The following is a 17,736-nucleotide window of genomic DNA, read 5'->3' as shown; positions in this document are numbered from 1 at the left end:
TATAATCATTCTCATTATAGCAAAAATCAGGTTTTGCTATTATGTTTTATCATATCAATTTAATAAAACTTGTGTATCGTTTTAGTCAGTAGAAAAAGCACACCAGAACAGTGTGCTTTATTTGTTACGATTAGTGCTATCAATGACTTCTGATGTGTTAAAGAATGGGTTGAGCACTGAGTTGGTGCCATTCAAATCATCTGTCATGCGAATACCGTCAACGTTGATACGGGCTTGGCGATAATACTTTGTCGTCATCTCGCCCCACGACGTGTGAGACGCATCGACGTTCTCATAGATTTCAAAGCCTTTTTGTCGCAGGTAGGCAAACTTCTCGTTATTATCTTGATACCCCTGCCAATCGCCAATGTCTGCGCCAAATGGGAAAATCAAAATGTTCGTCTTGCCAACAACAGGTTGCACTTCCTTTTCCCAACGATCCGTATCAAGCTTGACATCCGCCACAGAAGAAGCCTTCATATTCAGGTGTCCCCATGAATGTGAGGCAAAATTCCAGCCGTCTGCTTTCAAGGCTGCGACGACTTTAAGCGCTTTTTTTGTTTCGCGTTTGGTCTTAGCAGTGTCGCCATATTGTGACACAGATGTCCGGTAGCCAAGGACACCATTATAACCTGTCACCGCCAATGTCCCTTTATCACCACGGTATGAAAAATCAGGGTGATCTTTGATAAATTCATCAACGATTGGCACCAAATCATAATTACCAACCGAGGTCTTACCATTAGCGTCAATATATTCATTCTTGATGCCGTTCTTGGTAGCCACCAACTTCGAGGCAAATCCAGAATTGATCATGTATTCATAATAATTGACATCATCTTGCGACAAAACCAATGGCGTCTTACCCTTTGGCAAACTAACCCCATCAAATACTAACTCGCCTTTGTCGTTTTTCTTCACCAATCGCTCAGAATTAACCAACACGTAGCCTTTGGCATAGAGTTGCGTCAACATCTTATTAAATTCGCCAATCGTGACCATGTAATCCTTGTAACCTTGCGCCTTTTGTGACGTAAAGGCGCGCGTTGGATCAACAATTAAGCTGTGGAAAAATAAATGACTGTACTTGTCCGGATCGTTCCATGTTACAAGGTTGGACTGACTGGCTTCAATTTCTTTTTTGAGCGCTTTAGCCTTGAAGGAGTTGTCATTGGTAATTGATTTAAGGCTTTTGGCGTAGTTATATTGTTGATAGTCTAGCTTAGCTTGGGCAACCGAATTTGCTTTGTGAGACTTTCCGGTCAACACAGCCTTAGGTGCAGAAGTAGCGCTTTTTTTCGTCTGGCTCATCTTTCCAACTGACCAACAAGCCACTATGCCCAAAAGCATCACTAAAACCATATAAGCAACTTTTTTCATCTATTATCAACCTCTACATCGCAATTATTATTGACATATGAACTCTTTAGTTCACACATTATCAATATCAATATCAATATCAATATCAATATCAATATCAATCTAATTTTAACATAATTGTAGTATAGCTGTTATATTTGAAGTTATTGCGGGTAGAATGTGAACTATATTCGAATTTTTGTGATATCGAGCACTTTTTAATTAGCGTGGTTTGAATTGGCCGTTTTAATCGTGAACCAATGATTCAGTTACCAAAAAACTTCAAATTATAAAGTATGCCAAAAAACCAATCGCTTCTATGCAACTGCTTCAACAATACTTTGCCATCATCGGACAACTTACTATCCAGAGAAAGCCTTTGAAATGACTTAGTCAAATGTGTGAGTTCTTTGTCCTGCAACACTTTTGGGCGGCCTAAATTAACAATACTATTTTGAATCACTTGCTTTTCAATGTCATTCAAATCTGGATGGTTTTCCAGAAATTTTTTTAGATAATTGCGTTTATCTGTTTTAAACATTTTTTCCTCTATTCACTCATATACAAAAGTTTTTCTTACATCCCTCAATGATAACATTAACTTGATATGAGATATCGACAATCATTTGATAGCATTCTGTTATTGATGTTCATATCATTAATATAAAACAAACACCTACAAGACAAAGAGCGCATTGCCTTGTAGGTGTTTGTTTACTTTATGATACTGATTCAATTTATTTGTTAAATTATATATGATTACTCAACGAAGTGATCAGGTGCAGCTGGAGTCTTCTTACCGTTGTTTAACGCCCCTAATTCGTTATCACCGTCTTTGACTAACTTAATGAAAGATACGTCTTCTTGATCGTAGTGTTTATCATTATACTCCACATCATAAGGTTCACCATGGGGCTTAGGGCCAGTATAATGAAAGTTTTGATAAACCGTCTTTTGTTCTTCAGTTGGATTCGTGTGTTGATCGTTCTGATAATAGCCCAATCCGATATTAAAGGTCGGTGCATACATCGTTCTTGCCCCATCAATTATTAGCTTATAATCCTTATCTCCACTTATTCGTTTTGTCTGTCCGAGCCCGCGGAAGCCTAACATTTGAATGCCATCAACTTCGTGAGTTACAGTATTTGCAATGACACTGTTAATACCGCCCCTATGTCGAGTAACTGCATTAGTATTTAAGATGTTGATATCTGATATTGGCATAACATTTTCAAATTCTGCATCCCAATCTTTATCTTTAGGAAGATCCGCGTTATTTTCCCAACAACCATTAAAATAAAAGTCATCTTGTTGTGTGCTAATAGCACACTGTTCTTTAACTTTGTCAAAATCATTTTTATCATTTTCAACCATATGTTTGGCAGCATATGCAGCCTCACCAGTAACAAGTTTACTATAAACCCACTTATTATTGCGGTATGAGAAAAGTATTCTGCCGTCGTCTGAGGTTTTTTCTTCAGCTTTGAGTTTGCCTGGTAACGGGTTGCCATTTTCGTCTTTAAGTACGGTTGGCTGTTTTGATTTTGCTTTCAATACTATTTCAAGTTTCGTAAGAGCATTTTCTGCTTGTCTCCATGCCGTGAGAGCTTGCCAATATTCTTCAGAAGGAAACGAAGCATCATCATACACTCTTTTTGCATCCGCCACTGCTTTCTCCGCCGCAGCTAACTTATTTTGATCCTCACCTGACAACTCACTTGACCACCCATAAACCGGCTCATTTTCAATCTCTGTTGCATAAGCATAGTCCACAGCATTCACATTAGCACCCAGTATATTAGTTTCTTGCGAACCGACGAACACACTACTGTTGTTATATTTATAAACCCAATGATTCTTGTCATATTCGTCTAAATCATACGCATTATTATGACCATTATCTGAGCCGACATCATATCCTAAGCGCATTAGATCATCTCGGGCATTTGACCTCAACCCATTAAACAACGTATATGATACCGGACATCTTTTCTTAAATTCATCATCAATTGTTGTGTCATTGGTTTTTGCCGCCGTCACACTTTCCTTATATTCAGCACTTGCCGTAATTTGATCAAGTTGGCCTTTGACACGGAAGTAATCAAAGAATATGGCTGTCATCATATCACTCGCCCATACAGTATAGTGACTCATGACATATTCAGCAAATGCTTCACGCGTTGCGAACGTTTGCGTATTAAACAATTCTCTTAACGATTCATAATTACTCATTACTCGGAAAATATTTTCTTCTTTAAAATTAGCGCTAACTATAGCAGCTCCGAACTTACAAAAGTCGTTGAAAACTTGTAGATTCTCTGATTTTGGTACTTCTACAGCTTGTTGTTTCTTATCATCGAAGCCCCAATCAGAGGTATGGTAGAGCGCAGCGTATTCATTCACATACTTTTGCACATCATCTTTGTCCTTACTGGCAAGGTTAATGTGATGACCTGATTGATATTGAGAAATTTTCCCAGCAACGGTGCCAAATGGTGTTCTCGTATCTTTAAGCTTGTCCTTAAAAGATTCGATTCTATTTTCAATTGAGGCTTGATTAATCTTATCTGATAAGGCACTGCCAAGGTTGTCTAGGTGTATACCAAGATCGTCAAGCTTCTTACTTATCTCATTGAGTTTTTCGTCTGTTTTATTTCTTGCAGCTGGTGTAATCCAGTCAATCAAACAACCCAGTAATGCACCAAGCGGTCCAGCAAAACCAAGTGCTTTCATAATAGTTGGCTTGTTGACTGCTTCAATGAACTTTTCACCAATAATTGTAGCGATATAACTGGCCGATTGAGCTGCTAAGGTCGCATCAGAGGTAGGCTTGTTTTCACCATACATCGCTTTTTGTTGTTGATAATAGTTTGTCTTCTTGAATTTTTGTTGGAAATTCTTATCATCAAAAGCGATGATATCCGATTTCTTTACGTCACTATCTGCTTTATTCGAGTCAGTAGTACCTGAATCATCTTGTTTTGTCGCTGTAACGGTATTAGTCTTTTTGTCGGCAGACTTTTTCTCGTCCGTTTTTTGCGCCGGCTTAGCTTCTGCCGCTTTCTTAACTTGTTGTGCCACCGCCTTTTGAACCACCTCAGCGTGCACAACTTCAATGCCACGCGTGGCACTGACAAAAATTGGGCTTAGAGCAACGCTGATTAATAGCGCTGATTTAAGTTTGGACATGTTTGTTTCTCCCTAATCACATTTTTGTTCATCTCATGAACTCTTTGAACATTTATATAGTTTATACGCCAAATATGTCTACCCCATGAACGAATTATGAATTGAATTTCGACCAAATGGTCATAATTTGGTGAAAAACACTTGTACAGTATACAAATTTTCATGATTTCAGGACAATTGTGGTGTTTTTGTAAACAAAATGTGAAGTTGGAATTTTGATCAATTGTAAGCGTTATCACACAAAAACCGGTTGAATATTGTTAGAATTCAACCGGTTTACTGCAATAAATTTATGCCTCAAGTTAATTTACTTACCAACTTGATGAACCACAACTTCATACGTATCACCCACATTACCAGTATCCGATAACTGATATGGCATAATGTTGTATGTTGCAGTCTCGTGCTTATTTAACTTGTAAGTCTTACTGAACTTCTCTGGGGAAAAGCCAAGATATGGCGTGCCGTACTTGCTAGCACCATCCCAGTTAGTTTGACCAACAAAGACATTTTCACCGTTGACATTCACAGCAACACCTGTGTTATAGGCAGATACCTGCCCGCTCAACGTAAAGCTAGTGTTTGTCGTGTAGACATCAAAATGGTGGCTATTAGGTCGTTGCACCCAATTCGTGTCAGTGTCAAGATGAATTGCTGGTTGACTCAGGTTAGTTTTCAACACATGTTTTTGTGTCTTGGCAGTTGTTTCACCTTGAACTGTTTGATCATATTTCACGACAAACGCTTTTTCAACAACAGGTCCAACGTGATGCGCTACAAACTTAAAGCTACCATCTGGGTTAATGGTGACTTGATTTGATTTGTCGTCTGGGTTAGCACTATTCAAGACAAAACGCAGATTTTTGATAGAAGGAATTGCATAACCCGTGATTGTATAATCTTGTGTGAATGGATTATAGCACGTTAGAGCACCATTTTCATCAAGCAAGTTGCTTGGTGTAACTGCGATATCAGAACCAATCATCATAATTGGCCATTTATCATTAAGCCCCAAAGACTCAGCATTGTGTTCTGGTTTTAATGGTAGAATTGCGTCATTTTCCTCGCCATTGTCTTTAACAGATGATAAGCTTTCGCCTTCTGGTAAACGATAGACCGGCATGCTAAATGTCTTACTAAAATCAGACAATTGCCAACGATAGTGATACAAAGGATCGTTGGGCGAAACATCTTTTTGTAAACAAGCATCATTGAAAAACCAGTTTTCACCACCTGCTGGTGTTACAATACGCGGCAATATATCACTATACTCGGCTTCATAACCAGTAAACTGAACACTCTGAAGACCGTTACTAGCACAATCCTTTGATCCTCCACCTTCATAGTTGCTAGCTTTTTTTAATAGATTAAGACTGTTATTTTGTAAGTTAGCTAATGTTTGTGCGTCCCAAAGGCCGATCTGACCACTATAGGCCCCATCAGCAGGTAATTTAGTGGCCTCAACATTCTTTTCTAGACCATGCTGTCCAGTATAGACTTGCATATTTAAGTGATTATCAGTCCAAGTTGGGTGTGCAACACAAATCGTGCCAGATTCCTTATCAATCACTTGATTATTATAAATCAACACCTTATCTGGCATATGAGCACCAGTGAAAGCACCTTTGATATTTAGGCTACTTGTACTATACGGCACGACAAGAATTTCATGATTTCCTCGCTTAATCCATTTACCATGAGATTCGTTTGCTAAAGCTGTTTGATCTATTTCAGTATCAATTCCCTCGCCAACAGGAATCTCTGGTACCACAGGCTTAGTCAACTCTTTACCAGATTCGTCAGTAAACTTAAGATATCCAAGTTTACCCACTTTAATTCTTGTTGACCAGTTACCCTTTTTAGCCGTCACGGCAACATGGTCAATTTGTTTGTCTTGACTATCAAATGACGTGACATTAAATTGTTTATTTTGATTCCAAGAACCATTAATTTGCATTGACCAATACTTTGAATCTACTGCTTTTAAATCAAAGGCGTTGATACTTTTATGCTCACTTGGCGCACTATTGGGATCAACGTGTTCTCCAGTTTCAACATGAACACGATTTGCATCCATTGACAAGTTACTATTCTCACCATCAACTTTAGTTATTTTAATCATATTTTGATAATCAACAGTAAATTTGCTTGCCAATTGATCTACTTGAGTATTAGTTTCTTTGGTACCCTCAACGGGTAGCTTAAATTGACTTTCATACCAATCGCCATTTCCAGCACGGTCACGCAAAGTAATTTCAACCTTGTTATCTTGCTTTTTCAAGTTTTCAACCTGGTCTTTGTTCAAAAGAATATCAAAATAATTGTGTAACCAGCCAGAAGCTTTCTCCTTCTCAGGTGTGTCAAACTGATTAGAACTTAGGATCGAATTCAAACGTAAATCAACTCTGCCACCCACGTAATCATTAGAAAGGTCAAACAAACCAGAACCTTTTTCATCAATGTCGGCAGTTAAATGAAACCCGTCTTTTTTATACTTCAAATGTGCATTTTTAACTTTCGGCATGATATTATCGACGGTTAACTTACGGAATACCGTCTCAGTTTTAGCACCATCTAACATTTTGGCTTTGGTGCGGATGTAATAGACCCCATCAGCTACCTTTTCAGATTTACCTGTTTTAGTATTTGGTACAGTGCCATTCCATTCTGTACTAATTAGTCCCGGCTTAGACTGCTGATAAGTTGCTAAATGCGTCAGGACGGTCTTTTTATCCGCTCCCAACACGTCAACATCAATTTGTTTCGTCCAACGTAACATGTATTCTAAATCAACTGCTGACTGATGCGCACTACTCTTTTGAAATGAGATAGCCGCGTGATCATTATCACTTGTATATTGTGTAACGTATTCATTAGAAGCAATACCCGTATTTCCTGTGACTAATGGTCGCAAATAATGAGAATCACCTAAATAACCCCAGCCTTTAATTGATCCTTTTTCTTGTGCTGGCTTATCAATGACTTGTCCTGCGTCCCAATCACCATAGTAGCCAAAGTAAGGAATATTGGCTGCAGGTTCGCTGTCTTTGGTAGATTTAACTTGAACATAGCCTTCTACCCAGCTCTGCTTAGTTTGAGTTTTTGGCACAGTGACTGTCACGGCAACCGTCTTTGTCTGACCAGCTGGCACAGAAACTTGATTTTTACTGGTTGTCAATTTAGCGTTAGCAATGTTATGCTCACTCACTAAATCGAGATAGGGTTGTTCATCACGATAATAGTAAGTCCCAACACCATTCAAACTGGTTGTATCTAATGCTATACCGTCGGAGTTATAGGTTGTTCGAATACCCACTTCGTTTGGTGACTTGGAATCAGTGGTACGAATTTCAGTTGCCACACCACCAAGTCCTTTAATCGAATAGGTAGCTGCTTTATTACCGACGTTTTTGATATTCAAGCTAAATGTCTTCGTCTGTCCACTAAAGCTCTTCAAATCAACTGCACCATCTTGATCTTTGGCATCAGTAACAACTGTGCGTGATTTAATAGCATTGTCAACTTGAACTAAACCAGCACCTTGTTGACGTGGTGAATAATAAGCTTGACCATCTTTACTGTATACTGGTTGTGCTGTATTTTGTAGCAATGTCTTCATATTCTTGATGAACTTGTTGCTACCTTGACCAAGATTGATATGTTGTTTTTTAGCTTGTTGCTTCAACAATGCCACTGTTCCAGCAACAAATGGTGATGCCATACTTGTGCCACTCATTTGTGCATAATCTTTATTAGACAATGACCAAATATTACCGCCAACACCGGTAACATCAGGCTTCAAGTTCAAGTCTGGCGTACATCCCCAAGATGTGAACGTACTCATCTTGCCTGTGTTTTGATTATCTGAAGTTGTCGTCGTTGGTGCACTTAGCGACGCGTTTGCTACTTCTTTTCTTTTATTAGCGTCTTCATTTGTTGCATCTTCTGGTAGTACCTCTTTTTCATAATAATCAGGCGCTAATTCTCTTACCTTAGCAAGCAATTGTTTCCCACTTTGATAGGATATCAACATTGCAGGTGCATTTTCATCATCTACCGGTGCAGAATCGCAGCCAGGTAATGGTCGATCTTTATAATCAATTAAAATCACCATGTCGACATTGTTATTTTTTGCAGCCTTCTGCATATCTTTAACTGTCGTACCGGCATTAGGATCCGGATTGTATTGAATGATTTTGATTTTATGAGCGTCCGAAGAACGATCGAAACCTTTTGAAAACCAATCGGCTTTTTTTGTCTCGTCAAAGTTTCTCTCGCCATCAACCCATGGCACATCATTATCCTTAATCGTATGTTCCTTCGTCCAAAAGTTATCTGGAATCCCTGGTGACACACGCACCGGCACTTTATCACTAAATGTCTTGCCTGTGCTATCTGAGAAGTTTGTCGTCAACGCATGTGTTTGCGTACCTTCCATTGATGCTACTGATATAGCCCCGTCAGCAAGTGACATGGAACTAATTGAAATATCTTCTTCAGGATTATGGGCAACAGTATGTAAATCAGATTGTTCAGCTGATGCTCGACCATCATTTGACGCTGCCACAACCGGGACAACACCCAACTTTGCCGCTCGATTTAAAGCAGCCGTTTCTGGCATCAGACTAGAATAGTTAGTCAATGATGATCCCAGTGACAAGTTCAACACGTCAGCGCCAAGCTTCACTGAGTCTTCAATGGCGTCCACAATCGAGTCGGTTGACGCCCCATTGTGATGATTACTGAACACTTTCATATCCAGCAATTGCTCTTCAGGTGCCACCCCTTTGACTTTACCGTTAGCCGCCAAGATACCAGCCACGTGCTGTCCGTGTTCGTGAGTAATACCGCTGTCTTTTAACTCATCTTGAGAATCAATGTTATCCGCATAATTGTGGGCAAATGGCACTTTGTTGGACTGGTAAACACCATACGAACTGAATTTTTGGAACAGTTTTGAACTATCTTTGCTTAACTTAGCCTGTTTACTACCTATGGTGGTTAATTTCAAATCAGGGTGTGTGTAATCGATGCCCGAATCAATGTCAGCAATCAACATGCCACTGCCGTCGCCGCCATGCGCTGAACGCCAGTCGTCAGTCACTTGGGCAAGATCATTATCATTAGAGTTTGCCGGCTGATAAACACTTTGAATGTGGACTTCTTTCACGCCAGCAATCGCTGACAATTGCTTCACTTGTGTTGGCTTAGCCATAATCGACAAAGTATTGACCAAATACCCACTTTGTTTTAGAACTTTTTTACCGGTGATTTGCTCGGCACGATTTTTGATTGGCGTTTGCTGGTCAATTACGTTTTGCTCGGCTTGATTGATACGATTTAGCGTTGCTGACGTACCGTCAGGGTTTGGGGTGCTTGATTTTTGCGCTGCTGCCTCATCTGACAAACTCAAAGTCATTTTGACATAAGTATTAGACTTTTCTGCTAACGTCATTTCCTTAGGCTTTTTGCCTTGCGCAGTGAGTTGCGTGTCATAAGGCGTCTCAATCCCTTTTGTTTTCAAATCATCAGCTTTTTGTGCTTTAGTTTTGACAACCGCTGTCGGGAAGTTCTGGACGACCGTCTGCACCTTTTGCTGTTTTGCGGTCTTGTAGGGCGCTAGGCGATGCTGCTGATAGGTGTTGACACCAACCGTTGTACCAGCAATAGCCATCAAGGCAAAGCCCGAGAACATTAGATAAGCTTGTCGTTTTCTCATATTCTTCTCTCATCTTCAAATTTTTTGTTCATGAACATTGCACCATTATAGTATAAAATTTACCCCATAAACCATTTTTTCACAGTTTATTTACAAACTTCTTTTTTTGAACACAATTCCTCATAAAAGCTATTTTAAAGCCTTTACAGCAACTTTCAGGGGTTTAATTAACCTATTCCACGTCCATTATCAACCACATTTTGAAAATGATAATTTTATTATTTTTAGCACATATTTGCAAAAAAAAAAGCCAATAACATGTTATTGGCTTAGTGAAAGATATTTATTATAAGGTCACGTTGTGGTGAACTTGTTGCACGTCTTCATCTGACTCTAAGGCGTCAACTAATTTTTCGAATGCTTCTAAATCGTCACCTTCAAGTGTCATTTCTGATTGTGGCAACATCGTAATTTCAGTGGTTGAAAATTCAGATACACCACTGTCGCGCAATGCCGCAATTGCTTGATGCAATGCAGTTGGCTCTGTATAAACAACGACTTGATCATCTTGTTGTTCCGCATCACGAACGTCTACTTCGGCGTCTAATAATGTCTCTAAGGCACCATCAGCATCATCCCCTTCAAAGACAATCACACCAGTCTCATCAAAAAGATAGCTAACTGAACCTGAAGCGCCATAAGTGCCACCATTTTTGTTAAAGGCCGTGCGAACGTTGGTTGCTGTACGGTTGACGTTAGAAGTTAAGGTATCCACAATAATTAATGACCCATTGGGACCAAATCCCTCATAGCGTCCTTCAATGAAAGTCTCATCGCCCGAACCCTTGGCTTTTTCCAAAGCACGTTCGATAACGTGCTTTGGCACCTGTGCCTGCTTGGCACGTTCGATAACAAACTTCAAAGTTGAGTTAGCTTCTGGATCAGGACTACCACCTTGCTTGGCAGCAGCATAAATTTCAATCCCATATTTACTGTTAACTTTGGCGGCAGCACCATCAGTCTGCGCCTTTTTCATTTTAATGTTTTCCCATTTACGTCCCATGAGGTCACCTCTTTTAATTTATATCTTTTAATATTATACCGGTTCGTCGCCTATTTCACCACACGATACTGGCCCGGCTTCAAATCAGCAATGTGATATTCCCCAATATGCGTGCGAATCAACCGTAACGTCGGAATTCCCACAGCTGCTGTCATACGACGCACTTGACGATTGCGCCCCTCTTTGATTTTGAGTTGAATAAAACTCGTCGGTTGATTTTGCCGGACGCGGATCGGCTTTTCACGCTCCCATAGCCATTTTGGATAAGGAATTCGTTTCACTTTGGCCGGTAAGGTCATGCCATCTTTGAGCATGACACCTTGCGCTAATTCACGCAGTTGGGCTTTTGTTGGAATACCGTCTACTTGAACGACATAAATTTTGTAGGCTTTATTCTCGGGGTCAGTTAGTTCATGGTTCAACTTGCCATTGTCGGTTAGCAACAACAGCCCTTCACTATCCATGTCTAAACGCCCTGCCGCATAAACGCGCGGAATGTCAATATAGTCAGCTAAAGTGGGTCTCCCTTGATCATCTGTGAATTTTGTCAATACATTATAAGGTTTATTAAATAGTACAATCATGCTGTTGTAGTAGTGTCCTTTTCATTGTAAAAAAAGAAGCAAATCAATGCGGTGATTTGCTTTAATAGCATTATTATTGTATCACATCCACCAATAGTCACTGTAACAAACTGAGAGATTATCCCATTTCTTGTACCATTTTTATCAAACGATAAGGACTTGCTTCAATTTATACTAGTTAGTGAGGGAAAATTATGAAAAATAGTCTATTAATTGTTAATCTTGGCACGCCAGCCGAGCCTACCACACAAGCAGTCAAACAGTATCTCAAAGCCTTCTTGTCCGACCATAATGTCATTCAAATGCCAAAATGGTTATGGCAACCAATTCTCAATCACATTATTTTGCCAACTCGTTCATGGCGTTCAGCGACGTTTTATCAACATGTTTGGCAACCATTGGGTTCACCTTTGATGCAATATACAAAATTGCAAGCACAACAAATTCAAGCGCTTTTGCCTGACTGGCAGGTTAGCTATGCCATGACTTACGGTCAACCAAGTATTGCTGGTGAACTACACAAATTACAAAACGCCGGTGTTGACAACATCGTTGTCCTCCCACTTTTTCCACAATACAGTACTACAACCACAAAATCCATTGTTGAACAAGTCGAAGCAACAGGAATTCCCACACAAATCATTACTGACTTTTACCAACACGAACATTATCAACAACTTCTCGCTAAGACGGTGGCTAGTCAGTGGGATCCTGATAAATACGATCAGTTGCTGGTCAGTTACCACGGCATTCCCAGCTCGTATGTCCGCAAAGGCGATCCATACTTACAACAATGTACGGACACAACCGCAAATTTGATGTCATCGGTGCCGTCACTCAACCGCGACAATGTCACCCAAGTATTCCAGTCAAAGTTTGGTCCCATGCCCTGGTTAAAACCTTATCTACGGCCAACCTTGCAACAATTACCTGTACTCGGTAAACGACGTATCTTGATTGTAACACCATCATTTGTCGCTGATTGTCTCGAAACCCTTGAAGAAATTAATGTCCAAGGCTATCAAACTTTTGGTAGTACGGGCGGCGAATTGTATGATGTCGTGCCACCTTTTAACGATTCCCCTGACTTTTCTAGCTTTTTAGCACAGTTAGCCACTGACGAGGTGGCTCATGACTGAGAAAAGTCTCTCTGAAATTAACAATTCTGTTACCGTGCCAAGCGTTTATGAAAGTGCATTTTGGCGAAAATTCTTAGCTTATAGTGGCCCCGGCGCTCTAATTGCTGTGGGTTATATGGATCCGGGCAATTGGCTCACGTCGATAATGGGTGGTATTCATTATCGTTATTTACTATTGTCAGTCATTTTGATGTCAATTTTAGTGGCGATGCTAATGCAATATTTAGCCGCCAAACTTGGTGTTGTGACACAACTTGATTTGGCACAAATTATTCGTCAGCATGTTAATCGTCCCGTTGCAATCTTATTGTGGTTATTATCTGAACTCGCCATGATGGCAACCGATATCACCTCGGTAGTCGGTTCTGCGATTGCATTAACGTTACTGTTTAAAATACCATTATTTATCGGCATTTTAATTACTAGTTTGGACGTTTTATTGCTACTCGCTTTGCTACGATTTGGTATTCAACGCGTTGAAGCCATTGTGTTTATTTTAATTTTTGCTGTTGGTTTAGTATTTGCTTACGAAGTTGCATTATCACAACCGCAACTAGGTGATTTATTACGTGGCTATTGCCCACAAATTAGCTTAATCCACCATTCGCAATTAATCCTATCACTTGGTATTATCGGTGCCACAATTATGCCTCATAATTTATTTTTACATTCCTCTTTGTCGCAAACCCGTCGTTTTGACCACGACGATTCGGCGCAAGTTGCTGAAGCTGTGAGATTTTCTAAATGGGACTCCAACGTTCATTTACTCGTTGCTTTGATTATCAACTCTTTGTTACTGATTCTTGGCGCTGCCCTGTTCTATGGTACGCAAGCCAATCTGTCTGCTTTCAGCGACTTGTACCATGCGTTGCAAAATCCCCATTTAGCGGGTAAAATTGCGTCACCATTTTTGAGCACTTTGTTTGCTATCGCCTTACTCGCCTCAGGTCAAAACGCCACCATCACTGGTACATTGAGTGGGCAAATTGTCATGGAAGGTTTCACAAACTTGAAACTACCACTCTGGTTAAGACGTGTTATCACGCGTCTCTTGGCAATTATCCCTGTTATTTTACTGGTGATCTTATTTGGCGCAAAAGAAGGTGTGCTCGACCAACTGATTGTTTACTCACAAATTTTTCTCAGTATAGCGTTGCCATTTTCGATGTTTCCACTCGTGTATTTCACCAGCAAAACACGCTACATGACGACAAGATTTGTTAACCAGAAGTGGGTGACTGTACTGGGTTATTTGATTGCGAGTGTTTTGACTATTTTGAATGTGCAGTTGATTTTAAGTGTGTTTTAAAAATGCCATTTTTTCTAAACATAGAAAAATCACAAACAAATCACAATTCAACCACAATCTCACAATATCTAGGTTATATCATGATTATAGAATATATTTTGATTATTAACTACGAAGGAGCATTGTATGAATTCATCACTTGTAAAAACTATTTTCTTAGTTGCCGCAACTATGAGCGCAGCATTTGCCATGTCAAACACGGAGGTCAGTGCAGATACTCATCGTGTCGTTAAAGGTGAAACCGTTTATGATATTGCGCTAGCCAATAATACCTCAGTTTCAGAAATTGTCCGAATTAATGGTCTCCCCTCAAATGGGCATTGGATATATGTTGGAAACGAATTGAAAGTTAATGAACAATCAGAAACCAATACATCGGACAAAGAAAACAATCACGACGCTGCATTCGTAGCTATTGATAAGCGTAACGAAAATATTAATAACGCAAAAAATAGCTATCCATTTGGGCAATGCACTTGGTATGTCAAAGCGAGTTTAGGCTGGGTTGGTAATTATTGGGGTAACGCACAGGACTGGGCCAAGTCAGCAAAAACAGCGGGGTATCAAGTTAACGGAGAAGCCAAGCCGGGTAGTGTTGCTGTATTTTCACCTGGACTCCACGGTGCAGATGCAACCTATGGGCACGTTGCTGTCGTGGAAAAAGTTAATTCAGATGGCACAATCTTAATTTCTGAAGGAAACGCTGGCCGCGGTCTTTATAGCACCAGAACAGTACCTACTGCGAGTGTCCAATTCATTCATCAAAATTAATTGCCATATCTTATCAACATACAATAGCCATAACACTAATATCAGTGTTGTGGCTATTGTTTTACTCAACATAAACTCGTGCAATGTTTGGATGGTTCATTTATAACGACTTATCAAGCCATTTTTTATGATAAATCGCTTGCATATGCATAGCAATGAAAAATCAGTTATTGTACCTTTGGTGCGCCCTTCCAAACAGCAATTTCTCCGGTGCCACTTTTGTTATCAATATAGTCCGCCACATTATCGGATTGATACGCTTTAACAAATTTTTTGATTGCAACACTATTTTTCTTGCTTTTTGTTGTTGCAATAATATTAATGCCGCCATGTGTACTCTTATTAACTGGCTGTACATATATCGCTGACTTGATCGATCGACCAGATCCGACGATAAAGCTAGGATCAATTGAGGCAACATCTACTTCCGGTAAAGTTCTAACCAATTGATCAGTTGCTAATTCTTTAAATTTCAGATTCTTCTTATTCTCAACGATATCTTTTACCGTTGGATCTTTTACATTACTGGCTATTTTAATCAATCCTGCAGATTGCAATACCAACAAAGATCTGCCTTGAGTGACCTTACTATTAGAAATACCAACCGTTCCATTTTCTGGAATATCTTTAATTGATTTGTGCTTGTCGGAATATAAGCGACCAGCCACTAAAATTGTTTCCCCCACAGGTACAATATTAGACTTATGGCTCTTGTTCCAATCATTCAAAAAGATGTAATGCTGAAAAGCATTTGCGTCAATATCGCCGGATGTTAACGCCGCGTTAGGTTGTGTATAATCCGTGAACGTTTTTATTTTTAAGGTCAATCCTTCTTTTTTGGCATTATTTTTTATAATTTTCCATTGCTTGTCTGTGCGTTTATCGCCTGCCATGATACCAACTGTCAGTGTCTCTTGATCTTTACTTTTGGTCTGTGGACCAAAGCTGGCATAGGCAATGCCGGCGATAGCGACGACAGCCACACCACCAACAAGCCATTTAGTTGTTTTACTCATGATACGTATTTCTCCCTGTTTTCTCTAAATGATAATTCCTGATTTTTAGAATGGCGATGAACAAGCTATTTTTTCAATCAAAAAAGCCGCTTCTGTACTTTGTCAATACAGAAGCGGCTTACCATAAGCGCGATACCATTCTGAGTTTGGACTATTTGTTACCAAATAGTTGCTCACTAACCATCGGGCATCGGGAAATGATCCTAGCCGAATGGTGTGCCCGTTAACGGGGGCCAAATCGTTGCAAACTAAACGGTAAACCGACTCGTCTGCACCAATCACAGGTCATTTTCACAATCGCACGCACGCTAACTCACATCTCCCGTTAGCTTTCTTGGCTTTGATAAACTGTTACTTTCCTGTTCAATTCGTTTCATTCTAAAAATCGTTATAGATAATACTACATCCCATTCATTCTAATGTCAACCAACAACTTAAATGATCACTGCGTTTTATTCCAAACAAATATTTTAGTAAAAGCTAGTTGGTAAATTTTGCAGTGAATATTCAGAGAAAAGCAATATCATGAACAATCCACAACAACAATTCTTAACGATGCTTTCGTTGTTGATTTAGGTAAGTATAAAACATGCCAAACTTCTCAGTTTACAAGAAGTTTGGCATCTTTATGATTATAAATTTATAAGTAGATATGCCGACGAGAGGAACCTATGTTATAATTCGCAATCCCTATAATTTAGCTGACCACGTATATTGTATTACATTACATCTCATTGTGCTCAATTTTTCAAATAAACTGGAAATAACGCATATGGTGATAAGTTGGTTTAGTTACTTTTTTATTCTTATTTTTGTCTACAAACGCCGGCAAATAAATATTTGTAGGCAAGAACAGACCATTTTTTACTCTTTTTTGTTATTGTCTTATTCTTATTTCTACTGGACAAGCAGTCTAATTTCTATTTTTAAGTATTTTTCCAAATCCTCAAATTTTTTCCATTTATCTAAAATAATTAATAATATAAAGAAACTTGACTTTTTTATCAAAACCATTGGACAACGTTTTGATACTTTCTTAAGGGAGAAAAAAGTGTACATGCGATCAAATCAATATATAAAATGATAATTAATGAATACGTTCTCAAAATAGTCCATTTATATACCTAGATTTACAGCGCGAGAACGTGTTGCTCTGATATTCTCGCTTATTTTTTTACAATTTATTTAAAGTATACAAAAAATTTTAAGTACCGTTCCGCCGCAAAAAGACAAACTTATTTAAATGTCTTTAAACTCATTTTGTTAAATTTCAGCAAAAATATTATTAATCATCTTCGTGTCACGCAACTCCATCTCTTTAAGCATATGCAAATAAACGTTTTGCGTTGTTTGTATATTCGAATGCCCTAATCTACGCGATACTGACAAAACTGGCATACCATAAAACAGCATCACTGACGCATGAGTATGCCTCAAGCCATGAAAGCTAATCCTGTTAATATTTAAGCGTTCCAAAATGCTTGTCAAAGTTTTATTTATTTCTGAAGAATGCAGAATACGATTGTTTTTACCCCAAAATAATAATCCATAATCATTTGCTCTTATACTAAAAAAATGGACTATTTTTATTCAGTCCGTAAAATGAAAGTATAGGAGTATTTTTATGTCAATTCGTTATTCACAAGA

11 protein-coding genes are annotated in these 17,736 nt (G+C 39.1%); 3 read left to right on the top strand and 8 right to left on the bottom strand.

Going from position 1 to position 17,736, the window contains the following annotated elements:
• Positions 1–117: 117 nt before the first annotated feature.
• The 6 genes from IEU71_RS01945 to IEU71_RS01920 form a co-directional block, all read right to left on the bottom strand.
• Positions 118–1,380 (bottom strand): polysaccharide deacetylase family protein, encoded by a 1,263-nt coding sequence (locus IEU71_RS01945; protein WP_004915735.1) that lies wholly within the window; start codon positions 1,378–1,380, stop codon positions 118–120.
• Between the two features lie 244 nt (positions 1,381–1,624).
• Positions 1,625–1,900, bottom strand: a complete 276-nt coding sequence (locus IEU71_RS01940; RefSeq protein WP_004915732.1) for a hypothetical protein — start codon at positions 1,898–1,900, stop codon at positions 1,625–1,627.
• A 218-nt stretch (positions 1,901–2,118) separates the two neighbouring features.
• The gene (locus IEU71_RS01935; RefSeq protein ID WP_004915728.1) at positions 2,119–4,548 is read right to left on the bottom strand and encodes a hypothetical protein; all 2,430 of its coding nucleotides are present in this window, start codon (positions 4,546–4,548) and stop codon (positions 2,119–2,121) included.
• A 307-nt stretch (positions 4,549–4,855) separates the two neighbouring features.
• Positions 4,856–10,267: a S8 family serine peptidase gene (locus IEU71_RS01930; RefSeq protein WP_004915726.1), complete on the bottom strand. Its 5,412-nt coding sequence runs from the start codon at positions 10,265–10,267 to the stop codon at positions 4,856–4,858.
• Between the two features lie 286 nt (positions 10,268–10,553).
• Positions 10,554–11,270, bottom strand: coding sequence for a YebC/PmpR family DNA-binding transcriptional regulator (locus tag IEU71_RS01925; protein ID WP_004915723.1), 717 nt, complete (start codon positions 11,268–11,270; stop codon positions 10,554–10,556).
• Positions 11,271–11,320: 50 nt separating this feature from the next.
• Positions 11,321–11,854 (bottom strand): rRNA large subunit pseudouridine synthase E, encoded by a 534-nt coding sequence (locus IEU71_RS01920; protein ID WP_004915722.1) that lies wholly within the window; start codon positions 11,852–11,854, stop codon positions 11,321–11,323.
• 194 nt (positions 11,855–12,048) lie between these two features.
• On the opposite strand from IEU71_RS01920, the gene hemH reads away from it, so the two are divergent.
• The 3 genes from hemH to IEU71_RS01905 all read left to right on the top strand — a co-directional run bounded on the left by hemH (position 12,049) and on the right by IEU71_RS01905 (position 15,073).
• Positions 12,049–12,993, top strand: coding sequence for a ferrochelatase (gene hemH / locus IEU71_RS01915; RefSeq protein ID WP_004915720.1), 945 nt, complete (start codon positions 12,049–12,051; stop codon positions 12,991–12,993).
• Positions 12,986–14,302 carry an Nramp family divalent metal transporter gene (locus tag IEU71_RS01910; protein ID WP_004915717.1) on the top strand — a complete coding sequence of 439 codons (1,317 nt, stop codon included), beginning with the start codon at positions 12,986–12,988 and terminating at the stop codon, positions 14,300–14,302. The genes hemH and IEU71_RS01910 overlap by 8 nt, the downstream gene beginning before the upstream one ends.
• A gap of 126 nt (positions 14,303–14,428) precedes the next feature.
• A complete protein-coding gene (locus tag IEU71_RS01905; RefSeq protein WP_004915714.1) occupies positions 14,429–15,073 on the top strand; it encodes a CHAP domain-containing protein in 645 nt (214 codons plus the stop codon).
• A 167-nt stretch (positions 15,074–15,240) separates the two neighbouring features.
• On the opposite strand, the gene IEU71_RS01900 is transcribed toward IEU71_RS01905, so the two are convergent.
• Positions 15,241–16,089, bottom strand: coding sequence for a MetQ/NlpA family ABC transporter substrate-binding protein (locus IEU71_RS01900; protein WP_004915711.1), 849 nt, complete (start codon positions 16,087–16,089; stop codon positions 15,241–15,243).
• A 1,263-nt stretch (positions 16,090–17,352) separates the two neighbouring features.
• On the bottom strand, positions 17,353–17,655 hold the full coding sequence (locus tag IEU71_RS01895; RefSeq protein WP_267878718.1) for a tyrosine-type recombinase/integrase: 303 nt from the start codon (positions 17,653–17,655) through the stop codon (positions 17,353–17,355).
• Positions 17,656–17,736: the final 81 nt, after the last annotated feature.

Origin of the sequence: Leuconostoc falkenbergense, from assembly GCF_014634805.1 — a bacterium.
In the GTDB taxonomy this organism is placed as follows: Bacteria; Bacillota; Bacilli; order Lactobacillales; family Lactobacillaceae; genus Leuconostoc; species Leuconostoc falkenbergense.
This window is presented reverse-complemented; position numbering and strand designations above follow the sequence as displayed.